This window comes from Paenibacillus sp. MZ03-122A (assembly GCF_024213325.1).
In the GTDB taxonomy this organism is placed as follows: domain Bacteria; phylum Bacillota; class Bacilli; order Paenibacillales; family Paenibacillaceae; genus Paenibacillus; species Paenibacillus polymyxa_B.
The window spans coordinates 347515-367106 of the sequence record NZ_JANAVI010000006.1; the positions used below are offsets into that span (position 1 = coordinate 347515).

General features: G+C 44.9%; 21 protein-coding genes and 4 tRNA genes. 4 read left to right on the forward strand and 21 right to left on the reverse strand.

From position 1 onward, the window contains the following. The first annotated feature begins 49 nt into the window (after positions 1–49). Positions 50–283, forward strand: a complete 234-nt coding sequence (locus NLX74_RS15885) for a small acid-soluble spore protein SspI (RefSeq protein WP_016819939.1) — start codon at positions 50–52, stop codon at positions 281–283. 151 nt (positions 284–434) lie between these two features. Here NLX74_RS15885 and NLX74_RS15890 read toward each other — a convergent pair whose 3' ends face one another. The 3 genes from NLX74_RS15890 to NLX74_RS15900 all read right to left on the reverse strand — a co-directional run bounded on the left by NLX74_RS15890 (position 435) and on the right by NLX74_RS15900 (position 4832). Continuing rightward, complete coding sequence (locus tag NLX74_RS15890) at positions 435–2015, reverse strand: peptide chain release factor 3 (protein ID WP_013311888.1); 1581 nt, start codon at positions 2013–2015, stop codon at positions 435–437. A gap of 308 nt (positions 2016–2323) precedes the next feature. After that, positions 2324–3880 carry a glucose-6-phosphate dehydrogenase gene (zwf, locus tag NLX74_RS15895; protein WP_069290361.1) on the reverse strand — a complete coding sequence of 519 codons (1557 nt, stop codon included), beginning with the start codon at positions 3878–3880 and terminating at the stop codon, positions 2324–2326. A 187-nt stretch (positions 3881–4067) separates the two neighbouring features. Next, the gene (locus NLX74_RS15900) at positions 4068–4832 is read right to left on the reverse strand and encodes a YwmB family TATA-box binding protein (protein ID WP_254329271.1); all 765 of its coding nucleotides are present in this window, start codon (positions 4830–4832) and stop codon (positions 4068–4070) included. Positions 4833–5079: 247 nt separating this feature from the next. Between NLX74_RS15900 and NLX74_RS15905 the strand changes: the two genes are divergently transcribed. After that, positions 5080–5544, forward strand: coding sequence for a hypothetical protein (locus NLX74_RS15905; RefSeq protein WP_254329272.1), 465 nt, complete (start codon positions 5080–5082; stop codon positions 5542–5544). A gap of 75 nt (positions 5545–5619) precedes the next feature. Here the strand turns inward: NLX74_RS15905 and NLX74_RS15910 are convergent, their stop codons facing one another. From NLX74_RS15910 to NLX74_RS15975, 14 genes are all read right to left on the reverse strand, one after another. Continuing rightward, the gene (locus NLX74_RS15910; protein ID WP_013372995.1) at positions 5620–6270 is read right to left on the reverse strand and encodes a response regulator; all 651 of its coding nucleotides are present in this window, start codon (positions 6268–6270) and stop codon (positions 5620–5622) included. Continuing rightward, positions 6248–7327 carry a sensor histidine kinase gene (locus NLX74_RS15915; RefSeq protein WP_023990236.1) on the reverse strand — a complete coding sequence of 360 codons (1080 nt, stop codon included), beginning with the start codon at positions 7325–7327 and terminating at the stop codon, positions 6248–6250. Before NLX74_RS15915 ends, NLX74_RS15910 begins: the two co-directional genes overlap by 23 nt. A 16-nt stretch (positions 7328–7343) precedes the next feature. Next, positions 7344–7991, reverse strand: a complete 648-nt coding sequence (gene liaF, locus NLX74_RS15920; protein ID WP_061829897.1) for a cell wall-active antibiotics response protein LiaF — start codon at positions 7989–7991, stop codon at positions 7344–7346. A 149-nt stretch (positions 7992–8140) separates the two neighbouring features. Next, positions 8141–8845 carry a PspA/IM30 family protein gene (locus tag NLX74_RS15925; protein ID WP_061829898.1) on the reverse strand — a complete coding sequence of 235 codons (705 nt, stop codon included), beginning with the start codon at positions 8843–8845 and terminating at the stop codon, positions 8141–8143. Then, positions 8845–9333 (reverse strand): PspC domain-containing protein, encoded by a 489-nt coding sequence (locus NLX74_RS15930; RefSeq protein WP_013311896.1) that lies wholly within the window; start codon positions 9331–9333, stop codon positions 8845–8847. Before NLX74_RS15930 ends, NLX74_RS15925 begins: the two co-directional genes overlap by 1 nt. A gap of 7 nt (positions 9334–9340) precedes the next feature. After that, a complete protein-coding gene (locus NLX74_RS15935) occupies positions 9341–10012 on the reverse strand; it encodes a PspA/IM30 family protein (RefSeq protein WP_013311897.1) in 672 nt (223 codons plus the stop codon). A gap of 92 nt (positions 10013–10104) precedes the next feature. After that, positions 10105–10416, reverse strand: coding sequence for a LiaF transmembrane domain-containing protein (locus NLX74_RS15940; RefSeq protein WP_013311898.1), 312 nt, complete (start codon positions 10414–10416; stop codon positions 10105–10107). A 127-nt stretch (positions 10417–10543) separates the two neighbouring features. Next, a complete protein-coding gene (locus tag NLX74_RS15945) occupies positions 10544–11770 on the reverse strand; it encodes an MFS transporter (RefSeq protein ID WP_061829901.1) in 1227 nt (408 codons plus the stop codon). A 152-nt stretch (positions 11771–11922) separates the two neighbouring features. After that, positions 11923–12474, reverse strand: a complete 552-nt coding sequence (locus NLX74_RS15950; RefSeq protein ID WP_254329273.1) for a TetR/AcrR family transcriptional regulator — start codon at positions 12472–12474, stop codon at positions 11923–11925. Between the two features lie 315 nt (positions 12475–12789). Then, positions 12790–13029 (reverse strand): NifU family protein, encoded by a 240-nt coding sequence (locus NLX74_RS15955; protein WP_013373004.1) that lies wholly within the window; start codon positions 13027–13029, stop codon positions 12790–12792. A gap of 325 nt (positions 13030–13354) precedes the next feature. Continuing rightward, on the reverse strand, positions 13355–14752 hold the full coding sequence (gene sufB / locus NLX74_RS15960; protein ID WP_254329274.1) for a Fe-S cluster assembly protein SufB: 1398 nt from the start codon (positions 14750–14752) through the stop codon (positions 13355–13357). A 43-nt stretch (positions 14753–14795) separates the two neighbouring features. After that, positions 14796–16103 carry a Fe-S cluster assembly protein SufD gene (sufD, locus tag NLX74_RS15965; RefSeq protein WP_483311656.1) on the reverse strand — a complete coding sequence of 436 codons (1308 nt, stop codon included), beginning with the start codon at positions 16101–16103 and terminating at the stop codon, positions 14796–14798. A gap of 23 nt (positions 16104–16126) precedes the next feature. Next, entirely contained in the window at positions 16127–16903 is a 777-nt protein-coding gene (sufC, locus tag NLX74_RS15970; protein ID WP_023990247.1) for a Fe-S cluster assembly ATPase SufC, read from the reverse strand. Then, a complete protein-coding gene (locus NLX74_RS15975) occupies positions 16884–17405 on the reverse strand; it encodes a MarR family transcriptional regulator (protein ID WP_023990248.1) in 522 nt (173 codons plus the stop codon). Before NLX74_RS15975 ends, sufC begins: the two co-directional genes overlap by 20 nt. A 159-nt stretch (positions 17406–17564) precedes the next feature. Here NLX74_RS15975 and NLX74_RS15980 point away from each other — a divergent pair, with 159 nt between their 5' ends. Further along, a complete protein-coding gene (locus NLX74_RS15980) occupies positions 17565–17840 on the forward strand; it encodes a hypothetical protein (RefSeq protein ID WP_254329275.1) in 276 nt (91 codons plus the stop codon). A 667-nt stretch (positions 17841–18507) separates the two neighbouring features. Continuing rightward, positions 18508–18855 (forward strand): site-specific integrase, encoded by a 348-nt coding sequence (locus NLX74_RS15985; RefSeq protein ID WP_254329276.1) that lies wholly within the window; start codon positions 18508–18510, stop codon positions 18853–18855. A 405-nt stretch (positions 18856–19260) separates the two neighbouring features. Here NLX74_RS15985 and NLX74_RS15990 read toward each other — a convergent pair. The 4 genes from NLX74_RS15990 to NLX74_RS16005 form a co-directional block, all read right to left on the reverse strand. Then, a tRNA-Leu gene (locus NLX74_RS15990) sits at positions 19261–19339 on the reverse strand. Positions 19340–19350: 11 nt separating this feature from the next. After that, positions 19351–19425, reverse strand: a tRNA-Cys gene (locus NLX74_RS15995). Between the two features lie 12 nt (positions 19426–19437). Continuing rightward, positions 19438–19509 (reverse strand) — tRNA-Gly (locus tag NLX74_RS16000). A gap of 7 nt (positions 19510–19516) precedes the next feature. Continuing rightward, positions 19517–19591, reverse strand: a tRNA-Gln gene (locus NLX74_RS16005). Position 19592 lies beyond the last annotated feature (1 nt).

Genomic DNA, 19592 nt, shown 5'->3' on the forward strand with positions numbered 1-19592 from the left:
CCCAAGCCATAATACATTCGACCACTACTACAACATACGGGAGGTACACATGCCCATTACAATGGATTTACGACAAGCAATTGTTCACAAAGTACACGGCAAATCAGAAGCTGATCTTACGGACATGATTATTGGGTCAGTGGACGGACCGGAGGCCGCTTTGCCTGGGTTGGGTGTCATTCTTGAAATTGCTTGGAAGCATATGAGTCCAAACCAGCAGCACGATTTCGTCCATTTGGCACATGAACAAATCGATAAAATCAAACCCGTACCCTTAACCTAGCTCTAGCTATTTAACATTTGGTTCCGATTTAATTGTGCTCATTATTTTACCCGTATTCGAAAACGAGAATAGTCCACTCGCATTAACATCGAGTGGACTATTCGTTGTATACACTAAATGACTGAGATCAAACTGTTCTGCTTATTCAATATTATGGAGCCATTTCTAAGAACTTAGCTGTCGGATTTTTCTCCATAGCCGTACGCATCGCATACTCGTTTTCGAACAAGGCGACATAATTGCCCTTCTTATCCTTTACCAGCGTAGAGTTAATACGGAACTTGCTCGGGTCAATCTGATCATCCACAATCCAACGTGCAAATTGGAATGGCATACGCTGAAGCTGTACATCAACGCCATATTCACCCTTCATGCGGTACTCAAATACTTCAAATTGCAGTTGGCCGACAACACCCAGTAACGTATCGTCGAAGCTCACCGTACGGAACACCTGAATCATACCTTCCTCGGTCAACTGATCAATACCCTTCAGATACTGTTTGTGCTTCAAGGCATTTTTCACCGTTACCTTGGCAAAAATCTCAGGCGAGAAGGTCGGCAATTCATCAAACACAACCTCGCTACCTTGGCTGAGTGAATCACCAATACGGAAAATACCCGGGTCAAATAATCCTATAATATCGCCAGGAAAAGCCTCCTCGACAATATCACGGTCCTGTGCCAGGAACTGTTGTGGCTGGGACAGCTTAATTTCCTTGCCCATCCGTACATGCTTAACACTCATCCCGCGTTGAAACTTACCGGAGACAATACGCAAAAATGCAATACGGTCACGGTGAGCCGGGTTCATGTTTGCTTGAATTTTAAATACATAGCCGGTAAACTTTTCGTTTGTTGGCTCAATTTCCCCAGCTGTACTACGGCGCGGCTCCGGTTTAGGAGCAAGCTGAAGGAAGTTTTCCAAAAATGTTTGTACACCAAAATTATTAATCGCACTGCCGAAGAATACAGGTGTCAATTCTCCGCGCTGTACTTTCTCCATGTCAAAAGGGTCACCCGCAACGTCAAGCAACTCCAAGTCCTGACATAATTGGTCATGCAGATATTCGCCCGCCATCTCACGAATGATCGGATCATTGTAATCTTCCACTTTCTGTACTTTGATCGTGGAATGGTCATCTCCCTGAAACAGCTCGACCTGATTTTTGACACGGTCATAGACACCGCACAGCTCACGGCCTGTACCAATCGGCCAATTCATAGGCACCGAACGGATGCCAAGCACCTGCTCCAGCTCCTCCATTAGATCAAAAGGACTGCGTCCCTCACGATCCAGTTTATTAATGAAGGTGAAAATCGGAATTCCACGCTTCGCACAAACCTGAAACAGTTTAATCGTTTGTGCTTCCACACCTTTCGCCACGTCAATCAGCATGACTGCACTATCTGCTGCTGTTAATGTACGATACGTGTCTTCACTGAAATCCTGGTGACCTGGGGTGTCCAGAATGTTGATGCGGTGACCATTATAATCAAATTGCATTACTGAGGATGTTACAGAGATCCCCCGCTGTTTTTCAATCTCCATCCAGTCACTCGTAGCGTGTTTGCTTGCTTTACGCGCTTTAACTGAACCCGCAAGACGAATCGCGCCCCCGAACAGCAGCAGCTTTTCCGTCAGTGTCGTTTTACCCGCATCCGGGTGAGAAATAATCGCAAACGTACGCCGTTTGTCGACTTCCTGTTGAAGTATATCTGTTGTTTTACTCATTTCACATATCCCTTCATGATCAAATCCATTGCATTACTGCTCAAGCTATTCATAAAAAGGCCATGATGCACGCCTGTTTTCATAAGTTCATCGGCTCTATCGGCTATATTGCCGTTAGCTCCAGTATTCGGCGTACTCCGTTACCATATTCATTAAAAATACGATCTATTTACATGTTTTAGCCTGCCTTTAACTTATAATCAGTTGCAAACTGAAAACCTGAGACTAAGCTATTATAGCACACTCCGAACGCAAAGCATCCCCTTACGTCCTGAACAGGACATAGGGGGATGCAGGACAAATCGGGATTACTGAACGCCGCCTACTCGCCAGATGACATTATCTTCATCCTGACCGCTAACCGGCCACCACTTGAAGCCATCCTGCTCCAATAGCTTGTGAGCACCTTCCGGTCCCCATGAACCTGCAGCATAGGTTTCCAGCGTATCCGGGGTCTGCTGCCATGCTTTGGCGATTCGATCGACGAATCCCCATGCCGTGGCAACCTCATCCCAACGCGTGAAGTACGTCGAATCACCCTCAATTGCATCCATCAGCAACCGTTCATAAGCCTCCGGTGAGTTGATACCCACCATACAGCTTTGGCAAAAATCCATAGCCAGTGGCTCAATATCTGATTCCGAACCGGGTTTCTTGGCATTGATTTTAATGTAAATGCCCTCCATTGGATTGACCCGAATCACGAGCAAGTTCGGTTCCAGCTTATGCTTTTGACCGAGGTACACGTTCGTTGGCATGCTCTTAAATTCCACAACAATCTCCGTTGTTTTTACAGGGAGACGTTTGCCCGTACGGATATAGAACGGTACGCCAGACCAACGGAAATTATCAACAAACACGCGTGAAGCAAAATAAGTCTCTGTGTTCGATTGTGGATCAACCTTGTCTTCTTGGCGATACCCCGGCAACTGCTGACCGCGATAACTGCCTTCGGTGTATTGACCACGCACCACATTGGTTTTCACATCCTCAGACGTTTCAAAAGGGCGCAGCGAACGCAACACTTTTACCTTTTCATCACGGATATCCTCAGGCAACAAACGACTAGGTGGCTCCATCGCAATCATCGTTAGCATTTGCAACATATGGTTCTGTCCCATATCCCGCAAGGCGCCGGAATGATCGTAGTAACCTCCGCGTTCCTCCACCCCTACCGTTTCACTAAGCGTAATTTGCACATTGGCAATATGCTTATTATTCCACAGTGGTTCAAAGAAGGCATTCGCGAAGCGGATCACCTCAATATTTTGTACCATTTCCTTGCCAAGATAGTGATCAATCCGATAAATTTCTTCTTCGGCAAATACTTCTCGTATTTCAACGTTCAATTCTTGTGCAGATTCGAGGTTATAACCGAATGGCTTCTCAATCACCAGGCGATTCCAGCCCTTTCCATCCATCATGCCGCCATCTTTCAAACTCTTCGACACGCTTCCGAATAACTCAGGAGCCAAGGCCAAATAAAACAACCGATTTCCCGGTATGTTAAACTTGCTTTCTATAGACTCCGTCTGCTGTCTCAGCTCATGGAACCCTTCGACATTGTTGATATCCAGCGATTTATATTCAAAATGCTCGGCAAATGCCTGCCATTCTTGATCATTTTCTGCTTTGTAGCGACTAAACTCCTGTATGGAAGCGTACAGGTCATTACGGAATTCTTCCTCTGTGCGAGGACGCCTTGCTACACCAATAACGGCAAAATCGTCAGCAAGCTTGCCTTCGCGGTACAAGCTGTAAATAGCAGGAAAAAGCTTGCGACGAGCCAAATCGCCCGTAGCGCCAAAAATAAACAGAACTGCGCCTTGCGTCACAACAGATTCTTTAACAGGTATGTCAGCCATGAAGTACCTCATTCTTCCCATGTCAAGATTCCGCAATCCACAATCCCCGAAATCTGCATGTAGTATTGTGTATATTTATACAAGATCATACTTGATTTTCGAAAAACATGGAACTAAAGATTTGATGATATTTTATCATATCCTACATGGATAAGCTATCCGATGAATCATAAATTTACCTTATAAGTCAGTATTCAATCGTGATGAGCGGGAAACCGAGTGTTATACGTGTATCCTGCTGCTCCCTATCTTCATGTACAGCCATCTGCATCCGGACCTGATGCTCACCGCTTTGAATCATTAACGGCAGCTCTGGAGCTTCATAGGATATAGCCACAGTAGTCGCATCCGTATATCTTTCTTTGGCCTGCATCGAGATATTCCATGCTAAGCTCGCCTCTGTCAGTTTCAACAGTTGATCTTTGGATTCCTCTGTATGCAGCGAACGCTGAAGGGCCGTGTTCCACTGTGCTTGAATTCCCATAGACTTTAATTGCTCAGCACAAAGCTTATGAAGCTGAATCAACCGCTCACGTCCTGCATCATTGCTCTCCAGTTGAACAACTACATACCATTGTCCAGTTTGACGTTCCATCACATTTAAGCGGATTCTCAGATCCTCACTATCACGAACAGAACGATAAACCGTGTGTCCATTTTCTACGAGTTTGTTTACTGTGGGTATATTCAGCTGATCAGCTATCTGTGCCGCCACATCTGCTGGCTCTTCATGGTTAGAAATCCAATCGCCTTGCCACTTCACAACCAGCTTATCCAACGTACCCGGGGTCTGATCCGAGATGATTAACAATGAGCGTAAAGCCGTTTCTGCCTCGCGGGAGTCATTTCGGTTTGTCTGAAGGGTTCCGTAACGCCAGCCAGCTAGTACCAGCACCGTTCCTAATACCAAAATTGCAATAATCCCCTTTTTAATCAGCTCTGCTTTTAACATTATCGTTCCCCCCGCTCCACAACCATCCGATTCCCACACTTACGCTCTGGATACTTTCTTTTTCGGCTGGATTGAAATCTATGAATCTATCAATAGCATTCCCATTGTCAGAGGTTTTATACACACAGCACTACGGCCAAGCCCTTCTAAAATATTCATCTGCCTACTGGGTGTTCGACCATACATCGTAGGCACCGTAAGAATAGACTATGATCACAATGCATCTTACACCAAAAGAGGTGAAATCATGTTTCCGATTTATCCTGTAAATGAAGCCAATGTGGCACCTCATGGTGGACGTCTGGTCTGTGCCGTTATGCGTGATGGTACACGACACATCGGCATCTTAAGTGGGTGTAGCAAAGGCAAGCTGATGTTGAACGGATATCCACCTTCTTTTCCTGGTAGTCTCTATGCCGGGAGCTACAGTAACAAAGGAAAACAATCCCCGAAAAAGATTTCCTCTAAAAAGAAAAAAAGGAATCCTACAAACAAAGCTCGTACCTCTGCCAAACTAAATGCCTTAATTAAGCCGCCCAACGCACCTCTGAGCCCATCCTTTCCTTATGACGCAAGCGGATTTGCTGGAAATGGCTATAGTAATTATGGAAATGGCAGAACAGGCTATCGCGGTGGGTACGGCGGATATGGATACGGGGCAGGGCTTGCATTAGATCTGGCTTTAATCGCCTTTTTATTCCTCCTGATCTAAACAACTTGTTATGGAACACAAAAAAACCGGAGGACTATTGTCGTCTCCGGTTCTTTGTATTCGTTTATTCTACTTCTACTCTGCTAATCCGTTCTTATAGGCATAGATCGCCGCCTGTGTACGGTCTTCCACTCCTAATTTAGCGAGAAGGTTCGTGACATGGAATTTTACCGTCTTAATCCCGATAATCAGCTCATCTGCGATATCCTGGTTAGACTTCCCTTGTGCCAACAGGCGAAGCACCTCCATCTCACGATCAGTCAGCTCCGTATGCGCGGGTGCCTCAGCCTGTGGTTGGCGGAATCGATTCATCATCTTGGAGGCCACCTGTGACTCTAGTACGGACTGTCCGCGTGCAGCTGCACGGATCGCATCCGCTATCTCGGAAGCACGAGACGTTTTGAGCAAATAGCTGAACGCCCCTGCCTCAATGACCGGATACATTTTCTCATCGTCCAAATAACTCGTCAGCACAATCACCTTGGTCTCTGGAAGCAGGCGCGTTACTTGACGTGTCGTTTCGATGCCATCCATGCCATCCATGACTAGATCCATCAAAATCACATTTGGCTTGTATTCGGAAGCCAACCGTATGCCTTCTTCTCCGCTTCCGGCCTCGCCGACCACTTCAATACCTTCTTCCGTCCCCAGCACCGCCGCAAGACCAATCCGTACCATTTCATGGTCGTCTACCAGCAGTACGCTAATCGGTAATTCCGTTTCCATGATCATCGTTCCTTCCGCTTTCATCATTAATAACTGGCACGGACACCTCGATCCGTGTTCCTTTTCCCGGAGCCGTTATATACTGAATAGCTCCCCCAATCTCACTGACCCGCTCCTGCATTGTGGATAATCCATATGAAGTCTGCTTTTTCTCATCCAGTTCAAAACCAATACCGTTATCCCGAATCGTCAGCCTGATAGAATCCGGGCGTTGCACGATACGAATTTCCATGCGGGTTGCTTTGGCATGGCGCAATGTATTAGACATCGCTTCCTGAACAATGCGAAACAAGTGGTTCTCAATGCCTTTAACCAACTGTACTCCGCTTTCAATCTCAAAATCAATCTCCATCGGTACCTTTGCCTGCAACTCTTGTACCAAATCACGCAAACCCTGCTCAAGCCGTTTCCCTTCCAGATAGACAGGCCGCAGATGAAGTAGTAACGCCCGCATTTCGGATTGTGCCACGGAAGACATTTCTTCAATTAGCGCAACTTGCCGCTGCGCTTTATCAAAATCCTTATCCAGCGTCCTCCCCACAGCCGTCGCCGTCATTGAAATAGCAAATAATTGCTGTGATACGGCGTCATGCAACTCTCTGGCCAGCCGCTGCCGCTCCTCCACAATCGCAGTCATCCGTGCCTGTTCTGCCAACTGAGCATTATCCGTGGATAAGCGTTGTAAAGACGTAACTTGTTCCTGCCATTTACGCCCAATCCGTTCCAGCTGCTCTCCCAGCCTGCCAAGCTCATCATGCCCTAGGGGCGGCAACTCACGTGCAGGGGTTCCCTTTTCCCACATCAGCAACGTCTCTCTCAACATTTCCAGTCTGCTTTTAAAGCGGTAGCTTTCATAAAATCCGTACATTGCCCCTGTACCAATCAACACCAGTATAACGGCTCCTGCAACTTTCAATATCATTCCCCAGGTTGGGAACGACTTCACATATCCATATGTATACAGCATATAAAAGACAACTACGCCCACAACAACACACAGGAGGATACCTTCACCCATACTGCGGGTTACCATGTTGGACGTTTTTTTATGATTCATCCCGGCTCCTCCTGATTCAATAAAATCGGACGCGGACATCGCCCGCCAAGTACGAAACGACAAACTTCACTTTATACTCACTCTGCTCAAAATGGGGTGACTTCCAAACCAGTCGATTGAGCATCCCCGCCTCATGATCCCGGTCAAACTGAATCTGTCCGAACAATATGAACATCTCCACCTCTACACCGTAATTATCCGGTAGGGTGATGTCAATGTCACCGAAGATCCCCTGCAAAAATATGACGGGCTCACGTTCCTCTGGGAGAGCCAACGTCAGGTCGGCATCCACGTCCCCAACCACATGCCATATGCTTGTGCTGCGCAGGCTCCAAGGCACTTCATCCCATTTATGATTGGATATAAAATTGTGCTTGAATATGGAACTTTGACCTTTATGCAGCTTCCTTGAACGTGAATAGAATACAGCTAATGATGCTAGTGTAACTACAACAAACAGGAACAAATGATCCAGCACTAACAATCCAGCACCAATCGCGAGCATCGTGTAACCCTTTTTGATTTTGGAATTGCGGATCTTATATATTCCGGCCAACATTAGGATCAGTGCAACCACGGAGAGGAACCCAATCCACTGACCGAATAAAATGATAATCCCGATGCCAATCCCTGCCAGTGCCAAGGCTGATTTTCTTCTCTCCATGCTGCACCCCCTTTTTGTTTATATAGGACGGAAAAGCCATAGTGGCGCAACATTCCGCCATATGGCTTTCCTGAACCATACAGATTAGGCACGATCATCGACCAATGTCCATTCCATACAGCATATCATAATGTCTTGTTTCCGAGTAGTCAGTCCTTCTTCATATCGACTGGTTTAGCACCTGTCTGAATTTTGGACTTAAGCTGTTGAAGCTGCTCATCCACTTTAAACTGTTTTTCAGCCTCAGCCGGATTAACATATGCTTCTCCTGGAGCTTGACGGTAAGGAGCACGCAGTACGTCAGCTTCAGCTTCCATTTGCATGATTTTTTCTTCCATACGGTGGAAGCCCAATGAAGCAGACCCACTTTCAATCGTGTGCAAACTATTGATTTGAGACATTTGCTTTTTGGCTTTCGCCATTTGAGCACGGGATACCAACTCATTGCGCTTGTTGCGCATTTTATAGAATTCATCTTTCATGTCGTGAAGCTGCTGTACCAATTCTTTTGCTTGAAGCTCAGCTTGTGTATGCAAGTCGCGGTATTCGTCCTGCTTCTGCACAAAATAAATCTTCTCTCCCAACAACTTGCGCGCTACTTCTTCCTGACCATTTCGCAATGCGGATTCAGCTTGCTTCTCACGCTCATTGGATACACGTACCGCTTCCTCCAAACGCTGTTTCATACGTCGTTCATTCGCCATTTGCTTGGCAACCGTTACCTCAGCCTCGTGAATTTCCGCCTCCATATCGCGCAGATATTGATTCAACATAATAATCGGATCTTCCACTTTATCCAACACTTCATTCACCGATGCTCTTGTCATATCCTTCATTCTTTTAAAGATCCCCATTATTTACGATCTCCCTTCTCAAATTGCTCTACTTTTTTGCGTAACTCTGCCAATTCTTTTTTCATTGCCTTTTTCTCGATATCTTCCATCATGGAATCCAGGTCACTGTTCTGACCTGTGTTAAATTTAGATGAGTTGCGGGCATCTTGACCAAAAAACGGATTCGAATTGCCATATGCACCGCCCTGGTTGTAACCAGTTCCCTGCCCATACTGCGATCTTGTATTGTTACTGCCATAATAGCGTGGATCCTGTTGATTGTAGGGACCGCTGTCAGGGCCAAATCCTCCATCGAAAGGAGATCTCGGCTCCTTGGAGATAACCAGGGCCGCAATCACATAAATCATAAATGTGGTTCCTGCTGTAATAAAGAAACTGATCACAACCAGAATACGAATCCATGTTGAGTCCATTCCTGTTGCGTCAGAAAGACCGCCACATACACCTGTTATTACTCTATCCCGGCTTGATCTGTAAATTCGGGTCATTATCAAATTACTCCTTCCCGCTGTTGTTCAGCTTGCTTTTCAGTCTCGCCCACTCTTGTTCGAGCAGCGATCCACCGCCTTGGGCATCCTGTGCATGGTCGCCCTCACCCCGACGTAAATCACGCAGACTCATCGTTTCTGCTTCCATATCGGCTACCCGGTCTTCCAAGCGGTTGAACATTCGGGGAACATTCCGTCCACCGTATGTACCAGCCCGTTCGTTCATTTGCTGCTGGAGTCTCAACGTCTGTACACGTGCCGCATAATACTGACGCTTGCTGTGTACCGTTTGATATTCTGTCTTTAATGTATCTAGCTGTTGTTCTAGCTCACGTAGTGATTCACGGCTCTGCTCCCACAGTTCTCTATACTGCTCTTCTTTTTCTGCATATAGCATTTTCTCCTGAAGGGCCAGCTTCGCGATATGTTCTTCATCAGCCTTCAAAGCCAGTAGCGCCTGTTCCTCCCGTTTGGTCTGCATGGACAATGCATGATCCAACTGCTGCTTCATCTGTCTTGTATGCATCGCATACTGTTGATGGAGTTTTTCCGCTTCGGCAATTTCCTGGCGGGTATTATACAAGAACTGGTCAATCAGTTGCACTGGGTCTTGACTTTGTTCCAAATGCTCATTAAAGGTCGCTACCGTGATATCGCGCATTCTTCGAAAAACACTCATTTGCGTCTGCTCCTTTCACAATTCGTATCCCATAATTCAACAATTCAACACTTCGTTACTGCAATCTTTCTTCATTCGCCAAACTGCTAAAATCAGTAACGTCTTCTGCGGTCACTCAGCAGGGAAACACCAAATATGATTAACCCGATTGCCAGTAGCGGTCCCAGAAGCCAGGACAGTTTGCCAAGCAAAATCAGTACCCCAAGTACAAGTACGATCCAGCCGAAGAGCGCATTTCCTTTTTTCACACCGTAGTAGCCTAGCATGACCATAGCTATCGGAATTAAGTAACCAATCAGATGTCCTAAAAAGTGACCGAAAAACGGAGTAAACTTACCGAGCAGCATAATCGAACCCAACACGATCAGTACAATGGCTAACCCATTCCCTTTGTTAACTCTCATCATCTCTCACCGCCTTTCACTGTGTCTTGCTTATGTCCTTATTGTACGCTGAACAAGCGTTTGACAAAACGGACCCCAGACGGTTTTTGAACCTAGACCTAAGTCGGGGATGAGTATAGACCTGCGGCTATCCTCCTCTATGCTGTTCTGCTGCATGGGCTATCGAGTGTTGCTCACCCGCTTGCTTGGAACGTAGTGAAAGGACGAGACAAGCCAGTAACGCTATAGCTGCAACCATATAAGGCAGATTAATATGAACATCGAATAGCAATCCCGCAACAAGCGGTCCAATCACATTACCCAAGCTGGTATAGGACGAGTTCATGCCTGCCACAAAGCCTTGCTCATCTCCAGCCTGCCGCGATAGAGAAGTGCTTACTGCCGGACGAAGGATATCCATAGCCAGAAAAATGATGAAGGTCGTCAGCATAATCATCACGTACTGTTCAGCAAATAGGGTTAGAAAAATGAACAGGCCCCCAATAGCCAAACAGAGGTGAATTATTTTTTTCTCTCCAAAACGATTAATGATCCATCCAAATATAGTCGCTTGGACAACTGCTCCCAAAATGGAGCCTGTCGTTATGATGATGGCAATATCCATCGGTGTAAAACCATATTTATGGTCAACAAACAGTCCAAATACTGTTTCAAAGTTCGCTAACCCAAAAGCAACGACAAATACAATGAGTAAACCCATGAAATATGGAGATTGATATGACTTGGCAAATTGCTGCAAAAGATTTTCTTTTTGACGTGGAAGCTCTCTATTATATTGTTGCTTTTCCTTGCTTAAAGACTCAGGCAGTACTAACAGAGACAAGATAGCTGCTATTCCCGCAGCTCCTGCTGCCGCAAAAAAGGGAATGCGTATTCCATATGTGGCAAGCAATCCGCCAATCCCTGGCCCGATTATGAAGCCTGTGTTGATCGCTGCATTGATCATGCCCATTCCCTTGCCTCTTTCCTCAAACGAGGTCACGTCAGCAACATAGGCCATAATAGAAGGAGTAAGCAACGCTGCCCCTGCTCCACCCATGATTCGTGCTATGAACAGAGTAGGAATGGAATTCGCCAGTCCAAAAACAAGCTCTGATAACATGAAGATGAACATCCCAGAAACAATCAACTTTTTACGTCCATAACGATCAGACAACTTTCCTGACAATGGTGATAACAAAAGCTGTGTCAACGCAAAAGCTGCAACCATCAGTCCCATCGAGGAACCATTCATCCCTAGCTCACTTATAAACTTAGGTAACACAGGGACAACCAATCCAATCCCCATGAATGCCAAAAAAATGTTAAGCATCAATAACAGCATTGCTCCTCGATTTCTTGTGAGTATAGACATATTTCCACCCTTCCTTTTCCGTATCTCTTTATTCAACATTAGGTAAACTTCATTATTCTTTTTCAAAAACAATTGAAACTAAAATTGTTTTCTTAGTTTTCATATAAAAAAATGGCCTCTTCAAATATGCAGCATATTGATGAGGCTATTTTTTATTTTTCGACCAATCCGAACAACAGAATATCTACAATAGAATAAGTTGCTTCCTCTACCGTCACACTGTTATCCAGAAAGAAACGCTGATCAAGCGTTAAATTTACAGATTCAATAATAAGCTTCATGATCAGAGCCTCATTTTTGTTCACAATAATTCCTTCTTGGATGCCTTCCTGAATTAATGTTCTAATCGGAGACCAGTCATTTAAATCGGCATGTACCCTTTTCCATTGCTCAGGATAATACTTTTTCATCTGGTCCAATATTCTTAAATCGTAAAACTTATAATACAGAGGCATGACCCTAATCGACTGCTTAATCTTGTCTAACAAAGATAACTCATTATTTTCGATAATTTGCTCAGTTTTTCGAATCATATCATCATTTGTACGCTCAATAAGTGTTTCTAAAATAAGCGTCTTAGACGAAAAATTTTCATACAATGTACGCTTACTAATAGCGAGTCTTTTCGCAAGATCATCCATCGTAAATTTCAATCCATTTTCATGAACTTCATCTACAAAAGCCTCCAAAATTCTTTCCTGCATATTCGCCCTCATTTCTCTCGTACTTAATAAACCGAAAATGTTTTTTCAGTACCACCATCTTACTATAAGGTCAAAGACCGGGTCAAATTTGAATCTATTGGGAAAACCTAAGCAAAGTTCTTCCCTCAACTAATCTAAATCCAAGTTAGTTTTGTTCCTTAAATCATGAGTATGAATAATAAAAAGGATGATAAAATGCCTTTAAGCATTTTATCACCCTTTTGTGTATACCGGCGAGAGGACTCGAACCTCCACGGTTTCCCACTCGATGTCGAATACAATCTTGATAATACCTTGTTTGATGAAGTAAAAATTTTAGAATACTTGTACAACTTCTTTAATATCATCAATTTCCTCAAGAATTGCGCGCTCAATAGCAACCTTTAACGTAATCGTAGCACTTGGGCAACCATTGCAAGCTCCCAAAAATCTTAATTTTGCTATACCGTTCTCAACCTCGACCAGTTCAGCATCTCCACCGTCACGCAGTAAGAAAGGACGTAGTTTGAGAAGAACTTCCGATACTTCATCGAATAAAACTCCATTTTCATCCATTATGTCAACTCCTCCCATTGTTTTACCAACCGTCAATTCAGACCTTTTTTCACCCTAGATCGTCTGAGTGATCCTTTGCTTTTTGCCTAAGAGTGACCTCTTGATCCGAAAGTTCCCTTATAAGCGTATAAATAGAGTCTAAAGGTATCATCACACCACAACTTGCGCTCAATCCTGACAGCATATAGAAGCAGAACTGAAGTTTTCGTATCTCTCGGGCAATTTGAGCTAGTTCTGAATCGTCCGAATTATTTTTCTTCATTACTAGCACGCACCTCGCACTTCTTTAAAGAATGATAAAGGTTTGATCTATTAAATTAATGAATCAACCGATGCTTCCTTCCATCTCAAATTGAATCAACCGATTCATTTCAACGGCATATTCCATTGGCAATTCTTTGGTAAACGGTTCAATAAAGCCCATTACAATCATTTGTGTAGCATCTTGTTCTGTAAGCCCGCGGCTCATTAAGTAAAACAATTGTTCCTCGGACACTTTGGATACTGTTGCCTCGTGCTCCAAAGTAATCTGATCGTTTTTAATTTCATTGTACGGAATCGTATCTGATGTTGACATGTTGTCCAATATCAACGTATCGCACTTAATATTGGACTTGGACCCTGCGGAATCGCGGCTGAAGCTGGACAACCCTCGGTAGTTTACTTTTCCGCCCTGCTTGCTGATGGATTTGGATATAATCGTTGATGTTGTCTCGGGAGCAAGGTGAATTACCTTCGCGCCAGCATCTTGATGCTGATCTTTACCGGCTACGGCAATAGACAGGATGGACCCCTTGGCTCCCCGTCCTTTCAATAATACTGCCGGATACTTCATTGTTACCTTGGAGCCGATGTTGCCGTCCACCCATTCCATTGTCGCATTTTCTTCTGCCACAGCCCTTTGGGTTACCAAGTTGTAGATATTAGGAGCCCAATTCTGAATGGTCGTGTAACGGACACGGGAATCTTTCCGGCAAATAATTTCAATAACTCCACTATGCAGAGAACTGGTACTATAAATAGGTGCTGTACATCCTTCAACATAATGGACAAAGCTGCCCTCTTCGGCAATAATTAATGTCCGCTCGAATTGACCCATATTTTCAGAATTAATACGGAAATAACCTTGTATAGGAACCTTGCACTGAACACCCTTCGGAATGTATACAAAGCTACCGCCTGACCAAACCGCACTATTAAGCGCCGCAAATTTATTGTCGGCGGGAGGGATGATCGTCCCAAAATGTTGCTTAAACACTTCGGGGTATTGCTTTAATGCACTATCCGTATCAAGGAAAATAACGCCTTGATCCTCCAGTTCTTTCCGCATGCTGTGATAAACTACTTCCGACTCATATTGAGCGGATACGCCCGCCAGGAACTTTTGCTCCGCTTCAGGGATTCCCAGCTTGTCAAAGGTTGCTTTGATCTCGGAAGGAACCTCCTCCCAGGTCTTTCCCTGTTTTTCAGAAGGGCGAACGTAATACTGGATGTCATCAAGATTTAGCCCGGTCAAATCCGCTCCCCATTCAGGCATCGGCATTTTGTAGAATTGATTCAAAGCTTTCAACCGAAAATTGAGCATCCACTCCGGCTCTTCCTTGATCCGGGAAATTTCCCGGACAATCTCTTCCGTCAGACCTTTTCCAGATTGAAAAATAGACTGGTGCTTGTCGCGAAACCCATATTTATATTCGCCCATATCTGGTGCTTTTTTAGCCATTAGTATCACTCCTTTTTAACCTTTCAAGATTCATTTTGATTTGCTATGATCTGCCGAGCTTGCTTTCCACTAAATCTTTTAGGCGACTGCGAACACCTTCCAGCGGGATCTCCGAAATGACAGGAGCGAGAAATCCGAAAATAACAAGATGTTCGGCTTCACTCCGTGATATCCCGCGCGACATCAGATAATAGATTTGCTCTGCATTTACTTGCCCCACGGATGCAGCATGACCCGCGGTTACATCATCCTCATCTATCAGCAGGATCGGATTGGCATCGCCGCGAGCTTTAGGACTTAGCATAAGCACGCGTTCTGTTTGCTGACCATCACAATGGGTTGCACCTTTTTCAATCTTTGTAATGCCGTTGATAATGGCCGTAGCTTCTTCAAGCATGACTGCACGCGTAATCATCTGGCTTACCGAGCTTCTGCCAAAATGCTGAGCTTGAGTTGTATAGCTCGATTTTTGATTGCTCGTGCCAATAGCAATCACCTTATTGTCGGAGTCCGCCCCGTTGCCTTGTAGCAAAGTCTTGGTATCGCTGGCGGTATAACCATTGTTCATCTCACCGATAATCCATTCCACACCCCCATCAGCAAGAACGACCGCCCGTCGCTGGGTGAAATCTGTTGTAGTTGCAGCAAGCTGATGAACCGAAGCTACTTGCACCTTTGAGCCCGCCCCCGCGAAGACCTCCGTCACACCGTTATGCAATACCTTGACATCATCACCACTCGATACACAATTATCCACATAAGTGATCTTGCTGTTGCTCCCTGCCACAATTAAGACGTGAGGAGCAAAACACACACCGCTTGTATCGTTAAGAAAGATCGCTTGAATGGGTGCTTCAACCTCTACACCGTCTGGGACATATAGAAAAACGCCACCACTCCATAAGGCACTGTGTGCAGCAGATAAACGATGTTCTTCTGGCTTTACTGCCTGAAAGAGATAACGTTGAACCAGCTCCTCATGCTCTTTTGCCGCAGTATGCAGATCCGTTAAAATGACTCCCTGGGCGGCTAAGCTCTCGGACAATTTCGTATACACTACATCCGAGTTGAACTGAACGATTAGTCCGCCTTTCACCGGAGAAGCAACCAAACCTCGAACAACCTCCGGCGCTTCCTCCAAACTAGACCACGCATTCTCAGCTTTGTAATCTCCACTTTCGTAGATATCCCATTTTTCGAGATTGATTTTCTCCACTTTAGGCAACTCCAGCGTCCCTGCCAGTTCGAGTGCGTGAACGCGGCGTTCAATCAGCCAACGGGGTTCATCCTTAGCGCTTGACCATGCGCGTAAATCGTCCACATTCATTGAAACTCTAGCTTGTATATCCACGTGCTGTTCCTCCTCTCCGGCTTTTAAGCTTCCCTTACCGTCTCATCCGTAATTCCAAGTTCCTCCTTCACCCAATCGTACCCTTCAGCCTCCAAACGGTGTGCAAGCTCCGGACCGCCAGATTTAACTATCCGGCCTTGCATCATGACATGCACAAAATCCGGGGTAATATAATTCAACAGTCGTTGATAATGGGTGATGATTAAAAAGCCTCTATCCGGGCTGCGCATCTCATTTACGCCATTGGCCACAATACGCAGTGCATCAATATCAAGCCCTGAGTCCACTTCATCCAGGATCACAAACTTGGGTTCAAGTAGCATCATTTGCAAAATCTCATTCCGCTTTTTTTCACCGCCAGAGAATCCCTCATTCAAATAACGATGCACAAATTCCGGGTTCATCTCCAGCCCCTTCATTTTGCTCTCCATTTCACGGATAAAACGGATTAAGGATATCTCATCGCCTTCTTCACGCCGTGCATTGATGGCACTTCTGAGAAAGTCCGAGTTGGTCACGCCAGCAATTTCACTTGGGTATTGCATAGCGAGGAACAAGCCTGCCTGGGCACGCTCATCCACCTCCATCTCCAGAAGGTCTTCATTGTCCAATGTCACCTTACCGCCAGTAACCTCATATTTGGGATGGCCCATTAAAGCTGAAGCCAATGTACTTTTTCCCGTCCCATTAGGCCCCATAATCGCATGAATCTCTCCGCCATGAATCTCCAGTGTGAGCCCTTTTAAAATTTCTTTCCCTTCAATCTTGGATCTTAATTCCTCAATCTTTAATGTCGTCATTTATCGTAAACTTCCCTTCGGAGTATTCTTCGGCACGCGCCACCAAATCACTCATAAATTTTCCAATAGTCTGCAGCTCAACCTCTGAATAGGATTCAATGAATTGGTAAAACCTTTCTTCTTTTTCTTTGTGCAGTTCTTTATGCAAATGATAAACGTGTCTTCCCTTATCCGTTAAACTAAAGTATATCTCCTTACGATTGCTGTTCAGTTGACTTCTCATAATGAAGCCCATTTCCAGCAGCTTTGCACTAATTTTAGTAATGCTAGCTTTGGACAACCCCATCTTCTCCACAATCCCGGTATGATTTATCGGTTCATAATCACCAATGCAATCAATAACGTGTACACTAGTAATATTGTTAGAGAGCATGTCAATCTGGTACTTTCTGGCCTGTTGCCGAAACGAGTTAAATTCTTGTTCAGTATACAGCTCATTCAGATGTAGCATTTTAATATATTGCTCGTAAAGATGACCTTTAAAATGATTTTGAAACTCCAATTTCCCAATCTCCCCTCTCTTGTAGTAGTTGCAGACCAAGATCAGTGTCACCATTAGATTATTTTTTGTTCACTAGTGAACAAAATCATATTAACACAATTGATATTGATAATCAATATCAATTGTGTTAAATGTGACGCAATTTTGGAGGCGCTTTTCATGGGTTTGTTGTCATTGTCATCGGCCTCATGCTGTGTTTTGACTAGGGCACGTCCCGGAAATGGTTTTGCCTACTCTGATCAATCCTGCTTTGCGGGGGTTGAACAATGGAACCCATTCGGCAGCACCCGGATGGATCTGGTAACCGAAGCCAAGTCCAATACCGTTGCCTATGAACGTCATGGTACACCTGCCACAGACCGGGGTCGCTACCGTAAAAGGAGGACAAAGGTGGTGCTTGGCCGAGCTGTTTTAAAGCCGTATCGCCGCGTTTGAGTACGCTATCGTGAGCATGTATGGCAATGAATAATCCGTCAGTTACCTGTGTCTGGATATGTTATGGGGCCAAAGAGTATACCAAAAACTGTAGTTTTTGCTGGTGAATCCGAACAGGCGATGCTCCATTCTAGCCAGCACCGATCTGACACTGGAGGCGACCTAGATCATCGAACTTTATACCGCCCGATTCAAAATCAAATGCACCTTCTGGGCGCTAAAGCAATCCATCGGCGGATTCAGCTACCACTTTTGTAGCAAATCCATTCCGAAGCCCAACCGGTATTTGAAAAAGGATCGGGTTCACCCTCTGGAGTTATTGGAAGAGGAGAAAGCGCAACGGGACATCAGCCTAACTGTAAAGATGAGAATGGTAAACGATAACCAAAATGGATCCCTACGGGGCTTAAGATAAAAGGAACCAAGAAAAGAGCCGAAATCTTGCTTCAGGAAGCCAGGAAGAATTATCATATGAAAGGACAAGCACTCGCGGTTGAAAACGAAGATATGCTGTAAGAGTAAAAGCGGCTACTCCATCTGTTCGGAGACTTTATGCTTCAATGGCTAGAGATGATGAAAAACAGTATCGGGCTTATCTCCTATATCTCCTATTACGACATTGTAAAAGGCCGCGTAGATCCTTTTTCCGAGAGAAAGAAGGGATGTATTGCTTGATGATTTAACTACAGAGGATTTTCAGACCTTGTATACCCATGAAATGAATGTGCAAGGTGTCAGCACCAATACCTTTATTCATTACCACGCGAACATTTGCAGAGCCCTTCAGTATGCCGTGAAAATAAAGCCGATTGTGGCGAATCTCCCTGACTTAGTTGAAAGCCCAAAAAAGAACAATTACGTCGTGAGCTTCTACAATGCCGAGAAGCTGAATCAACTCCTCGCAGTAATCCGAGGCGAAAGAATTGAGCTTTCCGTTATCCTGGCTGCCTTTTATGGGCTAAGCCGAAGCGAGGTCGTAGGATTAAAATGGTCAGCTATTGATTTATTGAATTGACTATTAATATTAAACATACTGCCACATCGGGCAATTTGAATGGTAGATATATTGAAATTGAAAAGGACCGAACCAAGAATAAAGCCAGTCTCCGTATACTGCCACTGGTGGACACGTTCTATGAGCTTCTGATTCGTATGAAGGAATAACAGGAATCCTATCGCTTGTCTTCTGACAATTCTTATTGTCTTGAATACCTGGAGTATATTTATGTAGATGTATTAGGGTAAGCATGAAAGAAGTTCAGGAATGGCTGGGTCATAGTGATTACGCAATAATAGCCAATGTTTATTCGCATTTGGAGTACAACTCGAAAGTATCTTCAGCTCAAACAATGAGTGAGGTATTAAAACTCGAATAAAAAAAGCTCACTAGAGAATGTCTCTAATGAACTCTTTTAGTTAATACCGGCGAGAGGACTCGAACCTCCACGGTTTCCCACTCGATTTTGAGTCGAGCGCGTCTGCCATTCCGCCACGCCGGCGTATTCAATTATGGAGGCGCCACCCAGATTTGAACTGGGGAATAAAGCTTTTGCAGAGCTTTGCCTTACCACTTGGCTATGGCGCCAGAGTGTAACAAAGCGGACGACGGGAATCGAACCCGCGACCCTCGCCTTGGCAAGGCGATGCTCTACCGCTGAGCCACGTCCGCATAAAGATGGCTGGGGATATAGGATTTGAACCTATGCATGACGGAGTCAAAGTCCGTTGCCTTACCGCTTGGCTAATCCCCAA